Annotated in this window: 19 protein-coding genes; 12 read left to right on the top strand and 7 right to left on the bottom strand. The window is 64.2% G+C overall.

Translation table 11 applies throughout. The features are described from left to right. Position 1: 1 nt before the first annotated feature. The 5 genes from AC0V2Y_RS22940 to AC0V2Y_RS22960 form a co-directional block, all read right to left on the bottom strand. On the bottom strand, positions 2-1,171 hold the full coding sequence (locus AC0V2Y_RS22940; protein WP_475416307.1) for an efflux RND transporter periplasmic adaptor subunit: 1,170 nt from the start codon (positions 1,169-1,171) through the stop codon (positions 2-4). Positions 1,172-1,244: 73 nt separating this feature from the next. After that, entirely contained in the window at positions 1,245-2,723 is a 1,479-nt protein-coding gene (locus tag AC0V2Y_RS22945) for an efflux transporter outer membrane subunit (protein WP_475416306.1), read from the bottom strand. 181 nt (positions 2,724-2,904) lie between these two features. Further along, the gene (locus AC0V2Y_RS22950) at positions 2,905-6,126 is read right to left on the bottom strand and encodes an efflux RND transporter permease subunit (protein WP_475416305.1); all 3,222 of its coding nucleotides are present in this window, start codon (positions 6,124-6,126) and stop codon (positions 2,905-2,907) included. A gap of 3 nt (positions 6,127-6,129) precedes the next feature. Further along, positions 6,130-7,302: an efflux RND transporter periplasmic adaptor subunit gene (locus AC0V2Y_RS22955; RefSeq protein ID WP_475416304.1), complete on the bottom strand. Its 1,173-nt coding sequence runs from the start codon at positions 7,300-7,302 to the stop codon at positions 6,130-6,132. A 240-nt stretch (positions 7,303-7,542) separates the two neighbouring features. Beyond that, positions 7,543-7,968 carry a divergent PAP2 family protein gene (locus tag AC0V2Y_RS22960; RefSeq protein WP_475416303.1) on the bottom strand — a complete coding sequence of 142 codons (426 nt, stop codon included), beginning with the start codon at positions 7,966-7,968 and terminating at the stop codon, positions 7,543-7,545. A gap of 246 nt (positions 7,969-8,214) precedes the next feature. Between AC0V2Y_RS22960 and AC0V2Y_RS22965 the strand changes: the two genes are divergently transcribed. From AC0V2Y_RS22965 to AC0V2Y_RS23015, 11 genes are all read left to right on the top strand, one after another. Next, on the top strand, positions 8,215-9,297 hold the full coding sequence (locus tag AC0V2Y_RS22965; RefSeq protein WP_475416302.1) for a DUF475 domain-containing protein: 1,083 nt from the start codon (positions 8,215-8,217) through the stop codon (positions 9,295-9,297). A gap of 100 nt (positions 9,298-9,397) precedes the next feature. Further along, on the top strand, positions 9,398-9,973 hold the full coding sequence (locus tag AC0V2Y_RS22970) for a TerD family protein (RefSeq protein WP_046682304.1): 576 nt from the start codon (positions 9,398-9,400) through the stop codon (positions 9,971-9,973). Between the two features lie 131 nt (positions 9,974-10,104). Continuing rightward, entirely contained in the window at positions 10,105-10,821 is a 717-nt protein-coding gene (locus AC0V2Y_RS22975) for a TIGR00266 family protein (RefSeq protein WP_070224704.1), read from the top strand. Positions 10,822-10,920: 99 nt separating this feature from the next. Then, complete coding sequence (locus AC0V2Y_RS22980) at positions 10,921-11,958, top strand: ATP-grasp domain-containing protein (RefSeq protein ID WP_475416301.1); 1,038 nt, start codon at positions 10,921-10,923, stop codon at positions 11,956-11,958. Then, the gene (locus tag AC0V2Y_RS22985) at positions 11,955-13,112 is read left to right on the top strand and encodes a phosphoribosyltransferase domain-containing protein (protein WP_475416300.1); all 1,158 of its coding nucleotides are present in this window, start codon (positions 11,955-11,957) and stop codon (positions 13,110-13,112) included. Before AC0V2Y_RS22980 ends, AC0V2Y_RS22985 begins: the two co-directional genes overlap by 4 nt. Further along, positions 13,090-13,842 (top strand): HAD family hydrolase, encoded by a 753-nt coding sequence (locus AC0V2Y_RS22990; protein ID WP_475416299.1) that lies wholly within the window; start codon positions 13,090-13,092, stop codon positions 13,840-13,842. The genes AC0V2Y_RS22985 and AC0V2Y_RS22990 overlap by 23 nt, the downstream gene beginning before the upstream one ends. Then, positions 13,839-14,945 (top strand): cysteine protease StiP family protein, encoded by a 1,107-nt coding sequence (locus AC0V2Y_RS22995; RefSeq protein WP_475416298.1) that lies wholly within the window; start codon positions 13,839-13,841, stop codon positions 14,943-14,945. Before AC0V2Y_RS22990 ends, AC0V2Y_RS22995 begins: the two co-directional genes overlap by 4 nt. Then, positions 14,938-15,924 (top strand): HpcH/HpaI aldolase/citrate lyase family protein, encoded by a 987-nt coding sequence (locus AC0V2Y_RS23000; protein ID WP_475416297.1) that lies wholly within the window; start codon positions 14,938-14,940, stop codon positions 15,922-15,924. Before AC0V2Y_RS22995 ends, AC0V2Y_RS23000 begins: the two co-directional genes overlap by 8 nt. Beyond that, entirely contained in the window at positions 15,921-17,159 is a 1,239-nt protein-coding gene (locus AC0V2Y_RS23005; RefSeq protein ID WP_475416296.1) for a TerD family protein, read from the top strand. Before AC0V2Y_RS23000 ends, AC0V2Y_RS23005 begins: the two co-directional genes overlap by 4 nt. A gap of 33 nt (positions 17,160-17,192) precedes the next feature. Next, positions 17,193-17,567, top strand: coding sequence for a hypothetical protein (locus AC0V2Y_RS23010; protein ID WP_046682297.1), 375 nt, complete (start codon positions 17,193-17,195; stop codon positions 17,565-17,567). A gap of 251 nt (positions 17,568-17,818) precedes the next feature. Further along, on the top strand, positions 17,819-18,772 hold the full coding sequence (locus tag AC0V2Y_RS23015; protein ID WP_475416295.1) for a hypothetical protein: 954 nt from the start codon (positions 17,819-17,821) through the stop codon (positions 18,770-18,772). Between the two features lie 178 nt (positions 18,773-18,950). On the opposite strand, the gene AC0V2Y_RS23020 is transcribed toward AC0V2Y_RS23015, so the two are convergent. Both AC0V2Y_RS23020 and AC0V2Y_RS23025 read right to left on the bottom strand, forming a co-directional pair. Next, the gene (locus tag AC0V2Y_RS23020; protein ID WP_475416294.1) at positions 18,951-21,389 is read right to left on the bottom strand and encodes a coiled-coil domain-containing protein; all 2,439 of its coding nucleotides are present in this window, start codon (positions 21,387-21,389) and stop codon (positions 18,951-18,953) included. 125 nt (positions 21,390-21,514) lie between these two features. Next, on the bottom strand, positions 21,515-22,528 hold the full coding sequence (locus AC0V2Y_RS23025; RefSeq protein ID WP_475416293.1) for a serine/threonine protein kinase: 1,014 nt from the start codon (positions 22,526-22,528) through the stop codon (positions 21,515-21,517). Between the two features lie 103 nt (positions 22,529-22,631). Here AC0V2Y_RS23025 and AC0V2Y_RS23030 point away from each other — a divergent pair, with 103 nt between their 5' ends. Further along, positions 22,632-23,330, top strand: coding sequence for a UPF0149 family protein (locus tag AC0V2Y_RS23030; RefSeq protein ID WP_102294997.1), 699 nt, complete (start codon positions 22,632-22,634; stop codon positions 23,328-23,330). Positions 23,331-23,488 lie beyond the last annotated feature (158 nt).

Below are 23,488 nucleotides of genomic sequence, written 5' to 3' on the forward strand. Positions count from 1 at the left end.
CTCAGTGTTCCTGCGGCGTGGGCCGCGGATTGTTGCGCGGCTCGACGACGTTGCTGATCACCACGGGACTACCGTTCTTGAGCTTAATCTGCCCGCTGGTGACGACTTGCTGCCCCTCGGTGAGCCCGGTCAGCACGGCCACCTGGTCGCCGCGCGTCTCGCCCGTCGTGACAAACACCTGCCGCACCACCAGGTCGCCCGTCTTCGGCGGTGGGGCGGCGGGAGCGGCGTCCCTAGGCGCCGGGACCGGGACCGGGGCCGGCTGCACGACGAAGACGGTGGAACCATACGGGTTGTAGGTGATCGCCGTCTGCGGCAAGGTCAGGTACTGCTTCTTCCCCCCCACTTCCACATGGACGTTGGCAAACATGCCCGGCAACAGCTGGCGTTTGGGATTGGCCACCGTGGCTTCCACCTGCACATTGCGCGTGGCGGGGTCGACCTTGGAACTGATGGCGCTGATCTTGCCCGCAAACACCGTGTTCGCATGCGCATCGCTGGTCAGGTTCAGTACCTGGCCCACCTGCAGGCCGCCCAGCTGCTTTTGCGGAATATAGAAGTCGACATAGATGGGATCGATGGTTTGCAAGGTGACGATCTTGTCGCCGGGATTCAAGTACTGGCCCGGATTGACGGTGGTGATGCCGAGTTTTCCCGCAAACGGCGCGCGGATGGTTTTCTTGGCCACCAGTGCCGCCTGCTGGGCCGCCAGCGCCTTGCGGCTTTTCAGGTCGGCCACATCGTTGTCGACCTGCGCCTGGCTGATCGCCTGCACGGCAAATTGCTGGCGGTCGCGCGCCAGCACGGACGCGGCCAGTTCGGCGGCCGCCTCCAGGGCGCGCAGCTGCGCCAGGTCGGCATCGGCGTTTAGCTGCAGCAACAGTTGCCCCGCCGTCACTTCCTGGCCGGACTTGAAATGGATGGACCTGACGAGGCCGGCGATTTCGCTCGTCACGTCGACGCCGCGCACGGCCACCAGGGTGCCCACGGACGCCAGGTGCGGCTGCCACTCGGCCTTGCGGATGATGGTCGCCGATACCGTCTGCGGCGTGGGCTTGGGGGAACTGGCCATGAGCTGGCGGATGTGCAGGAAAAATCCCAGCGCCAGCAGGGCAATCAACAGCACCACCGCCCCCAGCATGATGAGCATGCGTTTCGTGCGTTTCGTCATGGATGCGCTCCTTGTCATTGCTTCCCGCTGCCATTGCGCGTGCCGTATTGCCAGGCCTTGCCGTGCCGGCCCGTCAGTCCGCTGCCGTGGAAACGGCCTGCAGTGCGGGACGGTTCCACCAGCCGCCGCCCAGCGCCTGGAACAGCGCGGCGCTATCGGCATAACGGGCCGCCTGCGCCTGCACCAGGCCCACCCTGGCCTGCTGGTAGGTGCGCTGGGCGTCCAGCAGGCTCAGGTAGCTGATGGCGCCCAGCTTGAATTGCTGCGTACTCAGCGCCAGCGATTCGCTGGCCATGGCCGCCACCTCGGCTTGCTGCTGCAAGGCGGCCGCATCGGCTTCGAGGGCGCGCAGGCTGTCCGCCACATTCTGGAAAGCGCCCAGCACGGTGGCGCGGTAATCGGCCGCCGCGCCCTCGTAGGCGGCGACGGCGGCACGCCGCCCGGCGCGCAGCGCGCCGCCATTGAAAATGGGCTGGGCCAGCCCGGCCGCCACGCCCCACACGGCAGAACCGGCATGCAGCAGCGCGGGAACGCTGGTGGCCAGCGCGCCGACGTTGCCCGTCAGGGTGAATTGGGGATACATGGCTGCCGTGGCGACGCCGATCTGCGCGCTGGCCTGCTGCAGCAGCGCTTCGCTGGCGCGGATGTCGGGGCGCTGGCGCACCAGGGCCGATGGCAGGGAAACGGGCAAGTCCTGCGGCAGGCGCAGCGACGCCAGGTCGAATTCGGGCATGCCGGGCTCGCTGGGCAAGCGGCCCGCATACACGGACAGCTGGTGGCGCGTCAGGGCCAGGGCCTTTTCCAGCGGCGGCACGCTGGCGCGCGTCTGCGCCACCGTGTTGCGCTGGACCAGCACCGTGGCGCGGCCGATGGCGCCGAAGCGCAATTGCTGCTCGATCAGGTCCAGCTGTTTCTGCTGCGCGTCGAGTATCTCGCCGGTGGCCTGCAGCTGGGCGCGCAACGATGCTTCGCGGATGGCCGTCGTCACCAGATTGGCCGTCAGGGTCAGATACACGGCTTCCAGCTGATACTGCCGATAGTCGACCAGAGCTTGCAAGCCCTCCAGCTGGCGCTTGTTGCCGCCAAACACATCCAGCGCATACGACACATTCACCGAGCCATTGTACAAATTCAGGACGCCGCCCACGCCCTCCAGGTTGCTGTTTTTCTCGCGGCTGACGCCCAGCTGGGCGCCCACCTCGGGATACAGCAGGCGGCCGGACAGGGCGCGGTAGTTTTCATCGGCCTGGCGCAGGGCCGCCTGAGCCGACGCCAGGCCGGGACTGCGCGCGAGGGCGCCGCGCACGAGCTGGTCCAGCGCCGGCGACTGGAACAGCGACCACCATTGCGCGGGAATGTCCTGGCCCGGCACGAAGCGCTGCGCCAGGCCGGCGGGACCGGGTGCGGCCACGGTGTGCGCCGGCAATAGCGCCGGCGTGTAGCGGTCGCCGCCGGGGGCGGCGGGAGGCCGGAAGTCCGGCCCGACGGCGCAAGCGGCCAGCAGGCATGCCGTGAGGATGCCGAGTATGGGCTGCCGGAGGCTGGAGAACATGGTGCTGGTCCGTTACGTTGCCGTGCCACATTACCGTTGAAAAATATCGCAAAAGTACCGCGATACCAGGCTGGCGAACTCGCACGCCGTCCTACGATTGTAGAGCACCAGACGTAAAAAGAGCCTTCCGAAGAAGGCTCTTTGACCTGGCACAAGGATTGCGCAGCCGAGGCTGCCTGACTTATTTTTGCAGGCTGACCGGCACCGCTTTCGGCGCACGGCGGCCCATCAGGAACAGCACACCCTTCTTCAGCATGCGGTAGATGAAGCGCACCAGCAGCAGGGTCAGCACGCATTCGAGCAAGGTCAGTATCATGGCCACGGCCACGGGCATGCGCGCGGCGCGGCGGTGGAACTTGGCCACGGCGCCATCGCGGGCGATCTCGATGCTGTCATAGAAGGTCGGCACGACCAGCAGGGTCAGAATCGTCGAGGTGATGGTGCCGCCGATGATGGCGATCGCCAATGGACGGTAGAACTCGCCGCCCTCGCCCAGGCCCAGCGCCACGGGGAACATGCCGGCGATCAGCGCGAACGTTGTCATCAGGATGGGGCGCAGGCGCATGCGGCCCGCATACATCAGCGCGTCTTCGCGGCCATGGCCTTCTTCCTCGCGCTTGCGCGCCGCGTCGAGCAGCAGGATGGCGTTCTTGGCGACCAGGCCCATCAGCATGATGATGCCGATAAAGCTCATCAGGTTGAGGGTATTGTTGGTGATCACCAGCGCCACCACCACGCCGATCAGACTGAGCGGCAAGGACATCATCACGGCCACCGGCGCCGTGAAGGAACCGAACTGCATCACCAGGATCAAATACATCAGGCCGATACCCATCACCAGCGCGATCAGCATTTCCGTGAACAGCTCCTGCTGGTCCTGGCCGGCGCCGCCCAACGCCAGGCCGTAGCCGGGCGGGAAGTCGATAGAGTTGGCCAGCTTCATGGCGTCACTCGTCACTTCGCCGTTCGAACGGCCCTGCGCATTGGCCGACACGGTGATCGTGCGCTTGCCATTCTTGTGCTCGATGCCGGACGGACCCTTGCCCATGGTAATGGTGGCGATCTGGTCGAGCGGCACCATTTGCGACGTGCCCGTCACGCTGATCGGCAGGCGCTCGATATTTTCCGATGCCACGCGGTCGTCGGGGTGCAGGCGCACGGCCACGTCGCGCGTCTCGCCCGTCGGATCGACCCAGTCGCCCACTTCCACGCCGGCAAACGCCACGCGCAACGATTGCGCCGCGTCATTGACGGAAATGCCCATCGAGTTGGCCAGACCACGGTTGAGCTCGATCTGCAGCTCGTTCTTCGGGTCCTGCTCCGACAAGCCCACATCGACGGCGCCGGGAATGGCGCGCAGCTTGTCCATGTAGGCGTTGGTAATTTCCATGAGTTTACGCGAATCGGGACCCGTGAACTCCACCTGGATGGGCTTTTGCGAACCATTGCTCAAGTCATCCTGCACCACGTATTCGGCGCCCACCAGGCGCGACATCTTTTCGCGCAGCTCGACCGCGATTTCCTTGGCCGAACGCTTGCGGGTGTTGCGCTTGCCGATATCGACATACACGCGCCCGCCGTTTGCGTTGACGGAGCTGTTGGTATCCTTGGTTTCAGGCAAGGTACGCGCCAGCACGGCCGCCGCTTCCAGTTTCAAACGCGAATATTCGATGCTGCTCGACGATGGCGTGCGCACATTGATCATCAGATTGCCCGAATCGGATGCTGGCAGGAAACTCGTGCCTCCGTGCGTGGCGTGCAGGGCGATGGCGCCCACCAGGCTGCCGAAAGCGATCACGGCCATCCAGCGGCGGTGATGCAGGGCCCAGGCGATGACGTTGCCGTAGCGGTCGGCCTGGTGGTCGAACCAGTGATTGAATTTCTCCAGCACGCGGCCGATGCCTTTTTTCGGCGCCGCATGTTCCTCGACCGGGTCGCCCCAGTAGGCCGACAGCATCGGGTCGAGCGTAAACGAGATGCCCAGGCTGACCAGCACCGAGCACGTCACCGTCAGGGCAAACGGACGGAACCATTCGCCGGAGATACCGGGCATGAAGGCCACGGGGATGAAGACGGCGATGATGGAAAACGTCGTGGCGGCCACGGCCATGCCGATCTCGGCCGTGCCTTCCAGCGCGGCCGTGCGGCGATCCTTGCCCATCTGCATGTGCCGCACAATGTTTTCGCGCACCACGATGGCGTCATCGATCAGCACGCCAATGGCCAAGGACAGGCCCAGCAAGGTCATGAAGTTCAGGGTGAAGCCGCACAGCCACACGGCAATGAAGGCGGCGATCACGGACGTGGGCAGGCTGAGCGCCGTGATCAGGGTCGAGCGCCACGAGTTCAGGAAGGCGTAGACGACGAAAATCGTCAGCACCGCGCCCAGCACCAGCGATTCGATCACGTTGTTCAGGCTATGCTGGGCGTTTTCGCCGCCGTCGCGCGTCACCTGCAACAACGTGCCTTTCGGCAAGGTCTTGTTGATTTCCTCGACCATGTCGCGGATCTTGTTGGCCACGCTGACGGTGGAAGCGTCGCGCACGCGGGTAATCGAGATGCCCACGTTAGGCTTGCCGCTGCGCACGCTCAAGGTGTTGATCTCGGCAAAACCATCCTCGATCGTCGCCACTTGCGCCAGGCGCACGATTTCCTCGCCGCGGCGCTTGATCACCACTTGCTCGAAATCGCTCGGCGACTCGATGCGGCCGACCAGGCGGATGCTTTTCTCGTCCAGGGTACCGCGCACCTTGCCCACCGGCGCATTGGTATTCTGGTTGCGCAGGGCGGTGACGACGTCGCTGACGGAAACATTGTACTCACGCAACTTTTCCGCGCGCAGCAGCACGGACAGTTCGCGTTTCAGCGAACCGCCCACGTTCACCAGCGCCACGCCGTCGACGGCGCGGAAGCGGTCCGACAGCACGTCCTCGGCCAGGCGCGAGATTTCCGCATGGCTTTGCGCGCTCGACGACAGCGCCAGCTGCATGATCGGCTCGGCCGACGGGTCGATGCGCTGCAATATCGGTTCGCGCATTTCCGTCGGCAGCTTGTAGCGCACGGCGGCAATCGCGTTGCGGATATCGTCGGACCCTTCGATCAGGTTCGTCTTGAAGGAAAACTGAATGAAGATGCTGGCCGAGCCTTCGTTGGAACTGCTATTGACTTCGGTCACGCCGGAAATGCTTTGCAAGGATTTTTCCAGGCGGTTCACCACTTCGCGCTCGACCGTATCGGGCGAGGCGCCAGGATAGGGAATGCTGACGACGATGAACGGCACTTCGACGTCCGGATTCTGGTTGACGCGCAGTTTCTTGAGCGCCAGCAAACCGACGCACATCATCGCCAGGATCAGGACGATGGTGGCCGTGGGCCGCTTGATACTGAAATCGGAAAGGAACATGGCTTAGTTTCCTTTACCGGCAACGGCGGCGCTGCTGCTGGCCACGGCGGCGGCGGGGACGGCCTTGGCAGCCGTCAATTCCACTTTCTGCCCATCCTTGAAGGTCGAACCGGGCGTGCGCAGCACGGTGTCGCCGCTGGCCAGGCCGCTTTGCACTTCCCACTGGCCCGTGCGCACGTCGCGCGCGCCGATGCGCAACGTGGCTTTATGCAAGGCCTTGTCCTTGACTTTCCACGTGTACGTGACGTCGCCCGCCTTCACCAGAGCCGAGTCGGGTATCATCAGCGCGCTGACGGTTGCCGTCTCGATGCGCCCTTCCGCGTACAGGCCGGCCACGCGCGGCTGTTCCTTGTCATTGAAATCGACGAGCACGGCCACCTGGCGCGTGACGGCGTTGGCGGCAGGATCGACGCGGCGCACCTTGCCCGCGAAATCCTGGCCGGGATAGCCATTGATGCGGAACAGCACGGGCTGGCCCACCTTGACGACGCCGATCTTGTCGGCCGACACCAAGCCTTCCAGGCGCATGCTGGTCGGATCGATGACCTTGATCAATTCCTTGCCGATTTGCGCCGTATCGCCATTCGATACCTTGCGCTCGCTCACGATGCCGTCGAACGGCGCGCGCACGAGGGTGCGCTGCAGCTGCTGGCGTGCCTGGGCGGCGCGGCTCTTCGCGGCGGACAGATCGCTTTGCGCATTGTTGCGGCGGATTTCCGCGTCTTCCAGCGCCTGCGTCGACGTCATGCCCGAGGCGCGCAGGGTTTTCATGCGCTGGAACATGCGTTCGGACTGCTCCAGCACCTGGCTCGAGGCGCGGCTGGCTTCCTCGGCCGAATTGAGGCTGTCGCGGATGGCCGTTTCGTCCAGACGCACCAGCACGTCGCCCCGTTTGACGATTTCGCCGTTTTCCTTCAGGACCTGGATCACCACGGCCGACACTTCGGCGCGCAAGTCCGCGTTGCGCTCGGGCTGCACGGAACCGGTGATCACGGGACCCGACGCCAGCGCATTGCTCTGGATGGTCAGCAGGTCTTCCGGGGACACCAGCAGATTGACGCTAGCGCTGGCCTGTTCCTTGGCATTCTTGCCGCCCTTGCCGGGATCTTTGGACTCTTTGCCGCAGGCGGCCAGGGCAGAAGCGATTGCCAGAACAAACAGGGTTTTGCGCAACATGGGTATTTCTCCGGATAGATAGCGCCGCGACCGTCCCGGCGGCCCGGATAGGACCGCAGGCGATGGCAGGCATTTATTTTTATTAAAACCACAAGCGCCAAAGTATCCATGAGCGCATCCGGGCATGTCAATCGGCGGTTTCCTGTAATGCTTTATTGAATGGATGAAACGTAGTTTTTACGCCCTGAAACGCAAAACCCCGCCTTGAAGCGGGGTTTCGCGTTTCAGGGGGAACAACGCTTAGCGGGCAAACACGTAGTTGATCAGGAAACCGATCGCCACGCCCGTGCACAGGCCGCCGGCGATTTCCACCAGGGTATGGCCCATGCGCTCGCGCAAGGTCTTGTGCGCGGCGCTGGCCGCCTCCCCCGCCAGGCGGTTGATGGCGGCCGCCTGCTTGCCCACGTGCTGGCGCAGGCTGTTGGCGTCGATGATGACGATGAAAGCCAGGGTCACGGCCACGCCGAAGGCGGGATGGCCTATGCCTTCGCGCAAGGCGATCAGGGTAGCCATGCTGGACACGACGGCGCTATGGTTGCTGGGAAAGCCGCCATTGCCGACCAGGCCGAACGCCCATTGCCGCGTGCGGACACTGTTGATCAGGAATTTGATCGGTCCGACCAGGATCCAGGTGATCAGGGGCGTGACGAGGTAAGCGATATCCACGGGGTATTCCTTCTTATATATATGTCGAGAGTGTGCAAGAGACTGCGGCAGCCGGATGGGCGCGCCGCAATTATCGCAGATCGTCCGCGCCAGCAGAACTGTCTGTCGCCGGTCTATAAAACGCCGCCCCGGGCGGCAACTAATATAAAATCATGGCATATACAACAATTGACGTATATCAACACTGAGTGCGGCGCGCACAGCGGCGCGGATAATCAAACGTCTTTCACTTGCAACGGGGTACTCATGCGGCATTTCAGAATTTCCTTTTTAGTCACTTTTATCCTGATGGCAGTGTCGGGCTGGTGGGGCTACAGCCATGGCGGCATGCCCGGCCTGATCAATGCACTGTGGATCACGGGCGTGCTGGGCATCATGGAAGTGTCGCTGTCGTTCGACAATGCCGTGGTGAATGCCTCGGTCTTGCGCCACTGGAATGAGTTCTGGCAAAAACTGTTCCTCACGGTCGGTATCCTCGTGGCCGTCTTCGGCATGCGGCTGCTGTTCCCGCTGGTCATCGTTTCCGTCGCCACGGGCCTGGGCCTGGTCGACGTGTGGACCATGGCGACCACGACGCCGGACGTGTATGCCAAGCACCTGACGGACAACCATGCGCAAGTGGCGGCCTTCGGCGGCGCCTTCTTGCTGCTGGTGTTCCTGAACTTCCTGTTCGACGACGAGAAGGAATTGCACTGGCTGGGCTGGGCCGAGGAAAAAGTCAATGCGCTGGGCACGGAAAGCCTGGCCGTCCTGATCACCATGGGCGCCGTGGCCGCTTGCGTGGCGATGGGTCCTGCGGAAGCCAAATACAGCGTGCTCGCGTCGGGCATCGTCGGCATCGCCGTCTACATCGGCGTGAACTGGATCAGCGGCTTGCTGGAAGAAGGCGAGCCGGACTTGCAGGATGACGAGGAGGAAGGCGCCGCGCCAGCCAAGAACGGCAATGGCGACCTGGTAAAAACGGTGGCGCGCGGCAGTATCGGCGGCTTCCTGTACCTGGAAGTGCTGGACGCCTCGTTCAGCTTTGACGGCGTGATCGGCGCCTTTGCCATCACCAACGACGTCGTCATCATCATGCTGGGCCTGGCCATCGGCGCCATGTTCGTGCGCTCGATGACGGTGTACCTGGTGCACAAGGGCACCCTGGACGAATTCGTCTACCTCGAGCATGGCGCCCATTATGCGATCGGCATCCTCGCCTTGATCATGCTGGCGTCCGTCAAGTACCATATTCCGGAGTGGTTCACGGGCCTGTCGGGCGTGGCCTTCATCCTGGTCTCGCTGTGGTCGTCCCTGCGCTATCGCAAACGGCACGCGGCGCAAGCTTGAAATCGGGGGTTCCGCCCCCAATTGTGAGAGTAATGGCACGAGCGCCTGGCGCTCATCCCATGAAGGCATGTTTGAGTTATTTACTGAAAAGGAGCACCACATGGCAATCAGTTTGCAAAAAGGCGGCAACGTCAACCTGAGCAAGGAAGCACCGAACCTGAAGAAGATCATCGTCGGCCTCGGCTGGGATCCTCGTTCGACGGACGGCGCCACCTTCGACCTTGACGGTAGCGCTTTCCTCCTGAAAAGCGACGGCAAAGTCCGTGGCGACTCTGACTTCATCTTCTACAACAACCTGAAATCGACCGACGGCTCCGTCGTGCACACGGGCGACAACACGACCGGCGAAGGCGAAGGCGACGATGAGCGCATCGAAATCGACCTGACCCGCGTGCCAGCCGACATCGACCGCATCAGCATCACCGTCACCATCCACGACGCCGACGCGCGCCGCCAGAACTTCGGCATGGTCTCGAAAGCCTTCATCCGCTGCCTGAACGCGGAAGGCGAAAAAGAAATCGCCCGCTACGACCTGTCCGAAGACAGCTCGACGGAAACGGCGATGATCTTTGGCGAAATCTACCGCTACAACGGCGAATGGAAGTTCAAGGCCATCGGCCAGGGCTTCAACGGCGGCCTGGGCCCTCTGGCCCGCTCGTTCGGCGTGAACGCCTAAATTCACGCTCGTTAAACCTGCTGCGCCGCGCATGGAGCGTGCGCGCGACGGTTTTCCGAGGTGAATTGTACTTTTGCCATATCATTACTGCCGCCTGTACAGATCAGGCGGCTTTTTTTTGGAGATTTATCATGCCAGTATTTAGCGTCACGGGCGACGTCGATCCCTTCCTCCACGTCAGCATGAAGCAGGGCGAAACCATCTACTGCGAATCCGATGCGATGGTGATGATGGAAACGGCGCTCGATTTGAAGGGCAAGATGACGGGTGGCTTGGGCAGCGCCATCATGCGCCGCTTCGCGAATGGCGAATCGTTCTTCCAGCAGCACATCGAAGCGGTGCGCGGCAGCGGCGATTGCCTGCTCTCGCCCACCCTGCCGGGCGCCATCGAAGTGGTCGACGTGGGCGCGCGCCAGTACCTGCTCAACGACGGCGCCTTTGTCGCCGCCACCTCGGGCACGGAAATGAAGGTGCGCACGCAAAGCATCGGCAACGCACTGTTCGCCCAGTCGGGCGGCTTCTTCGTCATGGAGACGGCCGGCACGGGACAAGTGGTGGTGTCGGGCTTCGGCTCCATGTTCCAGCTCGACGTGGAGCCCGGCAAGGATGTCGTGATCGACAATTCCCACGTGGTGTGCTGGGACAACAGCCTGAAATACGAAATTTCCGTGACCACGGGCGGCGGCTCGGGCGGCGGCGGCATCGGCGGCTTCCTCGGCAATATCGTCAACAGCGTGACCAGCGGCGAAGGCATCGTGCTGCGCTTTTCCGGCTCGGGCAAGGTCTTCATCTGCTCGCGCAACCGCGACGCCTTTCTCAAGTGGACAGCATCCGGCAAAGCCGGCTGATTTCCTCCCCTCTATAAGGCCAGGTTAAGTTTTTCTGGCTACACTGCCCGCGCGCGCACCTGCGCGCGGCTTCCCCCTATTTCCACCCGGTCCCCGTACATGCAAAGAGTCTGGTTCAACAAAACATTTTCCTCGGTCGGCACGGCCATGCGCCTGATCCGCGAAGCCGACAGCGCCGCCACTGGCGGTGCGCCCCGCTATCACATCGTGTGCAGCAATACGAATGCGCATGCGGCCGCCTTTTTGTCGGCCCACGAATACGCGGTCGAACCGTCGGGACTGACGGGCCACAACTATGTCGAATGGTGCCTGGAATTTTGCCGCGAGCGGGGCATCACCATTTTCTGGCCCGGCAAGGAAGCGGGCCTGATCGGCAGCGCCAGCGCGCGCTTCGCCGCCATCGGCACGCGCGTGCTCAGCGTGGCCAGCGAAGACACCCTGACCCTGATGCATGACAAGGCGCGCTTCTGCGAGGGCCTCGACCTGCCCATGGCGCGCCCGGCCGACTACCGCGCCGTCACAAACATCGCAGAATACGATGCCGCCTACGCCGAACTGCGCCCGCTGCATCGCAAGCTGTGCATCAAGCCGTCCGAATCCGTGTATGCCCTGGGCTTTGCCATACTCGATGAAGAGCGCACCAGCGCCCAGCTGCTGCTGGCCGGCGCCGCCTACCAGATCAATGCGCAAGAGCTGCGCAACGGCCTGGCGCAGATGGCATCGTTCAAGACCCTGCTGCTGATGGAATACCTCGACGGCCACGAATACAGCGCCGACTGCGTCGCCGATCAGGGCAAGCTCATTTGCGCCGTGCCGCGCAAGAAGCTGCATGGGGGCGGCAGCGGCCAGCTGATCGAACTGCGCGCCGACCTGCTGGCGGCCTGCGACAAGCTGGCGCGCGACTACCGGCTCAATGGCGTCTTCAACATCCAGTTCCGCGAAGGCGCGAATGGCCTGGCGCTGCTGGAGATCAATCCGCGCATGTCGGGCGGCATCGGCATGGCGTGCGCGGCGGGTCCCAACCTGCCCTACCTGGCGCTGGCCGGTTTCGACCAGGGCTTTGACAAGCTCACCGTGCCCGCCATCCGCGAAGGCATGCGCGTGGGCGAAGCCGCCTGCGCCGTGGAGCTGCCATGAACATCGTCAAGCAGCAGATGCCCACGGGCGAGCTGACCCTGAAGGTGGACGAGGCGCGCTTTCCGCTCGACTGGCTGATCGGCTTTGCCGCGCGCGCCAACGCCAAGCGGGGCTTTTTGTTCCTCTCGAAGGTGCTGGGCAAGCACTGGCCCGTCACGCCGCGCGCCATGCAAGCCATCCACGACGACCTGGCCGCGCAAATCCCCCCCAGCCTGCCCGGCCCCGTCGTCTTCATCGCCATGGCGGAAACGGCCGTCGGCCTGGGCCAGGGCGTGTTCGAGGCGTGGCTGCGCGCCAACCCGAACGGCAAGGCTTTGTTTTTGCACAGCTCGCGCTACCGCGTGGGCACGGTGCCCTTCTTCGAATTCGAGGAATCGCACAGCCACGCGCCGCGCCAGTTCTTACACTTGTCGGACACGGCCAGCGCCCTGTTTTCCACGGCGCGCAGCCTGGTGCTGATCGACGATGAAGCCTCGACCGGCAACACCTTCGCCAACCTGGTGCAAGTGTGCCGCGCGCGCTATCCGCAGCTGGAAAAGCTGCACCTGGGCGTGATCACCAATTTCATGGGCCAGGCCGCCAACGCGGGCTTGAGTGAGCGTTTCGGCCTGCCCACGACCATCGGCGCGGCGCTGTCCGGCCACTACGCCTTCCAGGCCGGCGCCGCGCCCGCTCCGGTGGCGGCCAGCGCGCAGCGCTTCGAGGCCAACGAGGAACGGGGCGCCAGCCCCGCATTCGGGCGCATCGGCGTGGGACGCGCCCTGGCGCCGCCGCAAGGCCTGGCGGTGCAGCTGGCGCAGGAAATCGGCGCCGGCGATTCCGTGCTGGTGCTGGGCACGGGCGAATTCATGCACCCGTCGTTCCTGCTGGCGCGCGAGCTCGAAGCGCTGGGCAAGAACGTGGTGGTGCAGTCGACCACGCGCTCGCCCATTTTGTCGTGGGGCTCCGTCGGCCATATCGTCAACTGCGACGACAATTACGGCGAAGGCATCGCCAACTACCTGTACAACGTGGCGCCTGGCCAGTACCAGCACGTTTTCATCTGCCATGAAACCCCGGCCAGCCCGGCCCTCATGCAACTCGCCGGCCAATTGAACGGCCGCCTGTTCCACTTTCAGTCAGAGACCAAAATTGAAGAAATTCCTGTTTGTTGATCTGGACGACACACTGTTCCAGACCCCGAAAAAATGCCCGGGCGAGACCGATTTGCAAGCGGCCGCCTATCTGAAAAATGGCGAGGCCTGCTCGTTTACGACGGCGCGCCAGCGCGCCTTCTTTGAATTCGCGCAAAGCGGCATGACCCTGATCCCCGCCACGGCAAGAAATGGCGACGCATTCCGCCGCGTCGACCTGCCGTTTACCAGCTACAGCGTGCTCGATTACGGCGGCATCGTGCTGCAGCCGGGCGGCGCGCTCGACGCGGGCTGGCTGGCCCTGATGCAGAACGACATGCAGACGGCCTTGCCCGGCCTGCGGGACGCCATGCGCATCATCGACGATTTCCAGGCCAGGACGGGCATGCCTTCGCGCGCGCGCCTGATCGAGGATTACAACACGCCGTTCTACATCGTCGTCAAGGACCATGAAGCGCGCGGCGAACGCCTGGCCGACATCGAGGAGCAGGTGCTGCGGCAGTGGATCGCCGCCGAAGGCGCCGACTACTTCATCCACCGCAACGGCAACAACCTGGCCGTGCTGCCGAAAACATTGAACAAGGCGCGCGCCGTGGCCTACCTGCGCGCGGAACTGGAAGCCGAGCATGGCCCCATCGTCAGCTTCGGCATGGGCGACAGCCGCTCGGACGCCCGCTTCATGGCCGCCTGCGACTACGCCATCATCCCCAACGGCACCCAGCTGGCGGCCCTCACGGTGGCGGCGCTATGAGTGAAACAACACCGCATTTCAGCGGCAGCTACCGCCAGGAAGACGTGGAGTTTCTGCTCACGCCGATGGCGCTCGAACCGATTCTCGATTTGGCAGAAAAGGAGCGCTTGATCCAGTCGGGCCAGCGCCACTACAGCGAAATGCTGTCGCCGGAGTCCCTGCCCTCGCCCGCCTACCTGGCCCTGTTCCAGAGCGCATTTGCCGCCAACCGCCTGCAGATGGCGCGCGACTGCCTGCGCCTGGCCGCCCTGATCGCGGCGCGCCGCACGGGTCCCATCACCCTGGTGTCGCTGGCGCGCGCCGGCACGCCCGTGGGCGTCATCCTCGGGCACTTGCTGCGCCAGGTCTTCCAGCGCGAATGCAGCCATTATTCCGTCTCCATCATCCGCGACCGCGGCATCGACGCGCATGCCCTGCAACACATCCTGGCGCAGGGCCATGCGGCCGAGTCCCTCGTCTTCGTCGACGGCTGGACGGGCAAGGGCGTGATCTCGCGCGAACTGCGCCAGACGGTCCACGATTTCAACGCGGCCTATGGCACGGCGATCGACGGCGGCCTGTTCGTGCTGTCCGACCTGGCCGGCACGGCCGCCTGCGCCGCCTCGGCCAGCGACTACCTGATCCCGTCGAGCATCTTGAATGCCACCGTCTCGGGCCTGGTGAGCCGCTCCGTGCTCAATGAAGCCATCGGTCCAGACGACTTCCACGGCTGCGTGTACTACGCGCAGTTCGAGCAGCACGACCAGTCGCGCGCTTTCGCCGACGGCCTGGTGGCCGACGCCATGGCGATCGCCGCCAGCAGCGGCATCCCGCTGGCAGAGGCGAGCGATGCGCCAGCCATGGCGGCCCGCTCGCAAGCCTACATGGCCGCCGCGCAGCAGGAATACGGCATCAGCGACATCAACCTGATCAAGCCGGGCATCGGCGAAGCGACGCGCGTGCTGCTGCGCCGCGTGCCCGAGCGCCTGATCGTGCGCGACACGAATGCGCCGGACGTGGCACATTTGCTGCTTCTGGCGCAGGAAAAAGCCATACCCGTCACAGTAGAACCGGCGCTGCCTTACCAGGCGGTCGCCCTTATCAGGAGCGCAGTCGATGGATAACAACTCCCTACACCCGCAAAGCGAACACAAGGCGGCGCTGGGCGCCTCCATGTACGTGCCGACCACGCACAAGGACTTGCTGGCGATCGCCAACGGCGACAAATTCAGCCATTTGCGTTCGGTCATCCTTTGCACCGAAGACGCCATCGCGGAACGCGACCTCAGTTATGCGATGTTCAATCTGTCGCTGGCGCTGCAAAACATGTGCGAGGAATCGGACACCTTGCGCTTCGTGCGCGTGCGTAACCTCGAGGTGCTGGCGCGCGTGCTGGCCATGCCGGGCGCCGACAAATTGAGCGGCTTCGTGCTGCCGAAATCCACGCGCCACAATTTCGCCGCGTATTTCGAGCTGGTGCGCCACACGCATCACCTCTTGATGCCGACCCTGGAAACGGCGGAAGTGTTCGACGACGAGGAAATGAAGCAGTTCCGCATCCTGCTGTCGGCACCGGAAGTGCGACGCCGCATCCTGGCCCTGCGCATCGGCGGCAACGATTTATTGGCCCTGCTGGGCTTGCGCCGCCCCACCAGCGGCACGATTTATTCAACGCCGCTGGGCCAGGTCATCGGCCGCCTGGTGACGATCTTCAAGCCGCACGGCTTCCAGCTGACGGCACCCGTCTTCGAACACCTGTCGCAGGGCAGCTGGCTCGACGCCGAAGTGGCGCAGGACATGGCGCACGGCATGATCGCCAAGACGGCCATCCACCCGGACCAGGTGCCGCAGATCGAGCGCCACTACCAGGTGGCGCAGTCGGACATCGAACTGGCGCTGCGCATCATCGACCCGGACAGCCCGGCCGTGTTCCGCATGCAGGAATCGATGTGCGAAGTGGCCACGCACAGCAGCTGGGCCCTGCGCATCATCGAGCAGGCGCGCCTGTTCGGCATCCGCCATGCGGCCGACAACGCCGCCGCGCACCTGCCGACTATCTCATTGACTCAACTCTCAAGCGACGAAGGGATTGCACGACCATGACCAATTTCACACGCGGACAAAAAGGCAAACTGGCGGACCTGGGCTTGAACGGCCCGTTTGCCGTCACGCTCGATATCGTTTCGGGCTCGATGGAGGTGGACGTCAGCTGCTTCGGCGTCGATGCGGCCGGCAAACTGTCGGACGACCGCTACATGGTGTTCTACAACCAGAAAAGCGCGCCGGACAATGCCGTCACGGTGGAACTGAACGGCCCGCGCTCCGTGTTCCAGGTCGACCTTTCCCGCCTGCCCGCCGCCATCGACAAGCTGGTGTTTACGGCGGCGACGGAACAGGGCAGCATGCGCGCGCTGGGCAACTCCAGCCTGGCGCTGGGCCAGGCCGCCACGTTTGCCTTCACGGGCACGGACTTCCAGGACGAGAAAGCCGTCATCATCGGCGAACTGTATCGCCGCGACGGCAGCTGGCGCTTCGGCGCCGTGGGCCAGGGTTTCGCGGGCGGCCTGGCGGCGCTGCTGAAGCACTTCGGCGGCAGCGAAGCAGCGCAATCCTCTCCGGCGCCGGCTCCCGCGCCTGCGCCGGCGGCCCCGCCGCCGGCGAATAAAATCTCGCTCTCAAAAATTCGCCTGGAAAAGCGCGGCGACAAGATCTCGCTCGACAAGCGCGACAGCGGCGGTTACGGCCGCATCCGGGTCAACCTGAACTGGAACCAGAACGCGTCGCAAGGTCAGGCGCCCGCATCGAAGCTGGACACGGGCTTCCTGGGCAAACTGTTCAATAAGCCGGCCGGCCGCGCGGGCGGCATCGACCTCGATATCGGCTGCCTGTTCGAGATGAGCAATGGCGCCAAGAGCGCCGTGCAGGCGCTGGGCAACAGCTGGGGCGCGTATGACCGCCCGCCGTACATCCACCTGGAAGGCGACGACCGCACGGGCAGCATCAGCAGCGGTGAAAACATCTTCATCAACGGCACCCATTTCGACCAGATCAAGCGCGTGCTCGTGTATGCCTTCATCTACGAAGGCGTGCCGAACTGGGCCGCCACGGACGGCGTCGTGACGATCGAGATTCCCGGCCAGCCGACGGTGGAAGTGCGCCTCGACAGCGACAGCCAGCATGCCATGTGCGCCATCGCCATGCTGGAAAACCACGGCGGCAACCTGCAGGTGACAAAATTGGTGGAATACTTCGGCGGCCAAGGTAAAATCACGGCGCACCAGGCCATGGACGAACGATACAACTTTGGCCTGAACTGGAAAGCCGGCCGGAAAGACTAACTCTTTCTCCAACTAAACAATTCACCCCTTAACATGACCCCTACGACCAAAAAAGTCACCTTCGCCTTCGCCATCTTCCTCGTGGCCGGCTTCCTGCTGCTGGCCGCCTACACGTGGATGGCCCTGAGCTTCTCGTACTCGGAAGGCGAACGGGCGGGCTACCTGCAAAAGTTCTCCAAACGGGGCTGGATCTGCAAGACGTGGGAGGGCGAATTGTTGCTGACGGCGCTGCCGGGCACCATCCCGGAAAAATTCCAGTTCAGCGTGCGCGACGAGGAGGTGGCGAAACAGCTGACGGCCGCCGCCGGCAAGCGCATCCTCGTCACCTACAGCCAGCACAAGGGCGTGCCCACGCAATGCTTCGGCGAGACGGAATATTTTGCCGATAAAGTCGTCCTGAGTCAGTAATACAGACAGCAATACCGCCGCAAGTCCAGCAACTTCAGCAGCATCGCGCCGGCCAGCCATACTCGCGCCGGCGCCCTTCCCCGCTCTCCAGCCGCATGGCGCGCCTCACACATTCCCGCTTTCTTATACACTATCGCAATTAGTTCTGACTGGAACTGTTCATTCGTGTAGTAAAAACGCGCGATGCTTGCGCTAACGCAGCACGTCCAGCCAGCCCGCCGTTAGCGTGTATCACCACGACCGGAAATACCATGCGCACATGCCCTACCATCCTGGCCTTGCTGGCCGCCTCGCTTCCCTTGTCCGCCCAGGCACAGGATATCTCCGGCATAGCCGGCGCCCTGAAAGTGAACTCGACCAACGAGCGTACCTTTGTGGCGGCCATCAGCTACACGCAGCCTGTGGGCAACTACAATGCCGTCAGCCTGTCGTACATCAATGAAGGCCACCCGGAAGACCATCACCGCGACGGCATGGCGGGCCAGGTCTGGCTGCGCACGAAAAAAGTGGAGCAGGGCCTGATGCTGGGCGCCGGCGTGGGCCGCTATTTTTTCTTCGACACGGCCAAGACCGATGAAGCACCGCACAATTTCGACAATGACCATGGCTGGGGCTCCATCGTCAGCCTGCAGGCGCGCTGGCAGTTCGACAACCGCTGGTATGCGCAAGCGCAGCTCAACCGCATCCGGCCCAGCGGCAAGGACAACACCACGCACCTGCTGATCGGCGCGGGCTACCGCTATGACGGCGTGCCGGGCGCCAAGCTGCACCTGCAGAACTGGGCGCACGACGACACCTTGACCTTATCGACCGGCCACACCATCGTCAACAGCATGCGCTCCGAGTCCTCGCGCCCGTTCGCCCTCGAATACCGGCGCGCGGCGGGACAATACGTGGACTGGACGGTCACCGCCCTCGACGAAGGCAGCACGGCGCTGGCGCATCGGCGCGGCATGGCCGCCCAGCTATGGCTGATCCGTTCGCTCAATGAAAAGGTGGAATTCGGCATGGGCGGCGGGCCGTACGTGGCGTGGGATGCACGCGACACCCAGGGCCACAGCACGCGCCTGACGGGCTTGCTGTCGGCCGTGGGCCGCTACCACGTCGACCGCCGCTGGGTGGCGCACGTGGCGTGGAACCGGGTCATCACCGATTATCACCGCGATGCGGATGTGATTTTGGTGGGGGTGGGGAGAAAATTCTGATGGAAAAACCTAAAAAATCTTGCTCTTCCACTAAAGTACCGATATCGAACAAAACCGTAGCGAGCGGCAGTGATTTGTGGCTGAGAAGCGCAACCGTACTTTAGTACGGGGGCGCCGAGCCGGTGAGCATCGCCAGCTGCAAAGCGCGCCGCGCAGTAGGTTTGGTTCGGTATCCTGCCTAGCGCGAACGCCAGACTGCGCCGGCCGACTCGTTAGGCTGCGTCAGCCGCTCGATCACTTCGCGCGTCAGACTGGCCGAGCTCACCTGTTCGGCTTTCGCGCGGGCGGCGGTCAGAGAGCTGGAAAACGCGCTTTGCGGCTGCTCCAGGCTGGCGCGCAGGGCCGCCAGTTCGCGCTCCTGCTGCTGTGCGCGGGCCGTATCGCGTTCCAGCAACTGCTGTTTGGCGGCCGCCATCGCACGCGTCGTCTCGGCCGCCTTGCGCTGCAGCGCGGCATGGGCTTGCGCGCTGGCCAGCAAGGCTTGCTGCGCGTCGAGCTTCTCGCTGGCGGCCTGCTGCGCGGCCAGTTCCAGCTGCTCGCGCTGGCGCATGGCTTCCAGCGCCTGCTGTTCCATGGCGGCGCGCGTTTCGGCTGCCGCCGTCGCCTGCTTTTCCGCTTCCAGGCGGCCGGCGATCGCTTGCGAGGCACGCTCTTCGGCGCTGCTGGTCTGGCGCTGCTGCACCAGTTTTTGCGCGATCAGAGCCAGCGACTCGCGCTCGGCCGCGACGAAATCGCGTTCGGACGCCAGCAGCGCATCGGCAGCCTGCGCCTTGTCTTCTTCCACGCGGGCACGCTCGCTATGCACTTGTCCCAGTTCCACGGCCAGGCGCGCCTGCGCCTGCACGGCTTGCGCGGCAGCGGCCTTTTTCTCGCCCTCGACCAGCGCCTGGTCCATCAGGATGCGGATGGCGTCCGCTTCCTTTTGCGCCGCTTCCCGCAAGGCCTGTTCGGCCGCCTGCTGGCCGCGCAGCAGTTCCGCTTGCGCGCCTTCGGCGGCCGTGCGTTCCTGCGCCGCGTTGCACGCCAGCGCTTCCGCTGCCAGTTTTTCTTTCAAGGCGGCGATGGCGGCCTGTTCGGCGGCCAGGCGTTCCTGCTCCGCCTGCAGCAGCTGCTCTGCCTGGCGGGCTTTTTCCTGTGCCAGTTGCGCTGCCTGTTCCTGCGCAGCCAGTGTCGCCTTGCCGGCATCGACCTCGGCCTGCTCGGCGTCGTTCTGGCTGGCGGCCAGTTCTGCCGCCTGGCGCGCCAGTTCGGCGCGTTCCTGCGCCAGGCTGGCGGCGCGCTGCTGCTCTTCCAGTTCGCGGACGGCCGCCACGGCGGCAGCCTGCTCGGCCGCTTCGCGGGCCTTGGTTTCTTCGAGGGCCGCCGTTTCCGCTTCCAGCTTGGCGTGACCGGCGATTTCCGCATCCTGTTCGGCGGCCACGCGGGCCAGCGCCACGGCGCGCAGCTGGCGGTCCACCTCGATGCGCGCCTCGGTGGCGGCCAGGATGCGCACGTCGGCGTCGCGGCGCGCCTGCGCGCTGGCCACGGCGACCATTTCCAGGCGCTCGCGGTGGATGGCCGCGTCGCGCAACTCCTTTTCCGTCTGCAGGCGCAGACGCAGCGACTGCGCCGCATGGCGTTCCGATTCCGCCTGCGCCAAGGCGATGGCTTCGCGTTCCTGTTCCAGGTGCGCCAGCGCACGCGCTTCTTCCAGGGCGCGCACTTCGGCGGCGGCCCGGTTGAAGGCCGATTCCAGCGCGATCTGGTCGGCGCGCTCGCGCTGCACCGTCAAGTCCAGCGCCTCGCCTTCCGCTTCGGCCAGCATCTGCGCCGTCTGGCGCGCACCGTGCGCATGGCGCTCGCGTTCGCGGGCCAGCACGGCGACACGGGCGTCGGCCGAGGCGATGCCTACCATCTCCTCCTTGGCCGCCTGCACGGCGGCCACGCGCTCGACGGCCTGCAGGCGCGCCTGCTCCGTCTGCACCTGCAATTCCTCGGCGGCGCGGGCTGCCTGCTCGGCCAGTTCCGACTGCACCGCCACCTGCTCGCTGGCACGCAAGCGACTTTCCTGCTCGGCGCGGGCGCGCTGTTCCGCGGCCAGGCGGATTTCATTGTCGGACTCCACGCGGGCGCGCAGTTCGGCCGTCTCCTGCTTGACGGCTTCCAGGCGGGCCACGCTGGCTTGCGCGGCAGCGCGCATGGTGTCCAGGCGTTCGCGGTTGGCGGCGATCGCTTCCTCGGCCGCCTGCGCATTTTGCTGCGCGGCGGCGGCGGCGGCCGCATCGATGGCGGCGCGGTCCTCGGCCAGCGAGCGCACGCGCGCCTCGGCCAGGGCACGGCTCTCGGCGGCGCAGGTGGCCTTCGCTTCCGCCTCCACGCGGGCGATCGCCTCGTGGATGGCCTTCAATTCCATTTTCTGGCGTTCGGCGGCCGGCGCCTTGGCATCGGCTTCCGCTGCCGGCTCGGATTGCGGTTCGGCTTGCGGTTCGGGCGGAATGGCGACAGCCGGCGCCTCGGCCTTGCGCTCCAGGTCCTTGAAATCATGCAGCGAAACGATGCTGTCCTGGTCGAACTCGTCGTCGGCGGAATACGCGACGGTGAGGGAGGCGGCCTGGCGCTGATTTTGCTGTGCTTGCATGATTTCTCGCTTATTCGGGTGAATTCCGTTGCTTATGGGAATTTATTACCACCATTATCGAACAGGCATGCACAAATCAGCGCGGCAAGAAGAAGGACGTTTACCGCCCTTTTCCCACGTTTAGGTCAAATGGGCCAGAGCGGCGCTTCGTCCATCAAGGCCACCTGCTCCCTGAGTTCCAGGATGCGGTCCTGCCAGTAGCGCTGCGTGTTAAACCACGGGAAGGCGACGGGGAAGGCGGGGTCGTCCCAGCGGCGCGCCAGCCAGGCGGAATAATGGATCAGGCGCAGGGTGCGCAGCGCTTCGACCAGGTACAGCTGGCGCGGGTCGAAATCGCAAAAATCCTCGTAGCCGGCCAGGATGTCGCTCATCTGGCGCACCTGGTCGCCGCGTTCGCCCGACAGCATCATCCACAGGTCCTGGATGGCCGGGCCCATGCGGCTGTCGTCGAAATCGACGAAATGGGGGCCGGCGTCCGTCCACAGCACGTTGCCGCCATGGCAATCGCCATGCGTGCGCAGCACGGCCACGTCGCCCGCGCGGTCGTAGCAGCGCTTGACGCCGTCGAGCGCCTGCTGCGCCACGCTGGAATACGCGGCCAGCAGTTCGGGCGGCAAAAAGTTACCCTCCAACAAGAACTCGCGCGGTTCGACGCCAAACGTCTGGTGATCGAGCGCCGGGCGTTCCTTGTACGTGGACAGCGCGCCGACGGCGTGGATGCGGCCGATGAAGCGCCCTATCCATTCCAGGGTCGCCGGATCGTCCAGCTCGGGCGCGCGGCCGCCGTGGCGGGGGAAGACGGCAAAACGGAAGCCCTGGTACTGGTGCAGGGTGCTGCCGTTGATCGCCAGCGCCGGCACCACCTGGATTTCACGCTCGACCAGCTCGGACACGAACGCGTGTTCTTCCAGGATGGCCGTATCGCTCCAGCGCGCGGGACGGTAAAACTTGGCCACCAGGGGCGCGCTGTCTTCGATACCCACCTGGTAGACGCGGTTTTCATAGCTGTTCAGCGCCAGCAGGCGGCCATCGCCGCGCAAGCCCACGCTGTCGAGGGCGTCGAGCACGCAATCGGGGCTCAGAGCGGAAAAGGGATGGACGGGCCGGTCGTCCTCGTGCGGCTGGTTTTCATTGTGCATAAGCGACATTGTAAGGCGCGCGCGGGCCGCCGGTGCAAACACTTCGGTGATGAAGCGCCGCAAGGCGTATACTGGCGCCTTACATTTAATCAAAGAGCAAGCCATGCAACTCGAACAGCCATTATCAGAAAAAGAATTCGACGAATTAGACCAATTCCTGTTGTCGGACCGGTGCTCCGAAGACGCCATGACCATGGATATGCTGCACGGCTATCTGACGGCCGTCGCCATCGGTCCGGAACCGATCATGCCGGCCGAGTGGTTGCCGCGCGTGTGGGGCGAAGATGCCGAAGATGCGCCGAAATTCAAGAACAGCAAGGAAGAAGAGCGCATCGTCAACCTGATCATGCGCTTCATGAACGAAGTGCTGGTGACGTTTGAAGTGGCACCCAAGGAATTCGAAGCCCTGTTCGTCGAACACGACTACGAAGGCCAGACCCTGATCGACGCCGAAGCCTGGTGCTGGGGCTTCTGGGACGGCATGGAACTGCGTCCCGGCTCGTGGAACGAAATCTGGGATTCCGAAGTGGCCGAGCTGATGCAGCCGATCTACCTGCTGGGCGCCGACGAAATCAAGGAAGAAGAACTGAAACTGGTGGAAGACCCGGTCAAGGCGCACAAGCTGGCGCAGGAACTGGAAGCGAACCTGCCGGCCATCCACCGTTTCTGGGTGCCGCGCCGCAAGGCTCCCGTGCAGACCCTGAAGCGCGAAGAGCCGAAAGTGGGCCGCAACGACGACTGCCCTTGCGGCAGCGGCAAGAAGTACAAGAAATGCTGCGGCGCCGAGCCGGCAGCCGAGTAATACCTTCGTTTTGCCCTGCGTCGGGCACTGTCCCGGCGCAACTCTCTCCTTCGCAGCCCTTCCCATTCGCTCGACGCCACTGTTGTTGCCACGCGATTGCGCCAGCCTATTCACTTGCCTATAATCAAGAATAATTCGTGCCTTCATGTGTGCGGCAG

This window comes from Janthinobacterium sp. BHSEK (assembly GCF_056174685.1).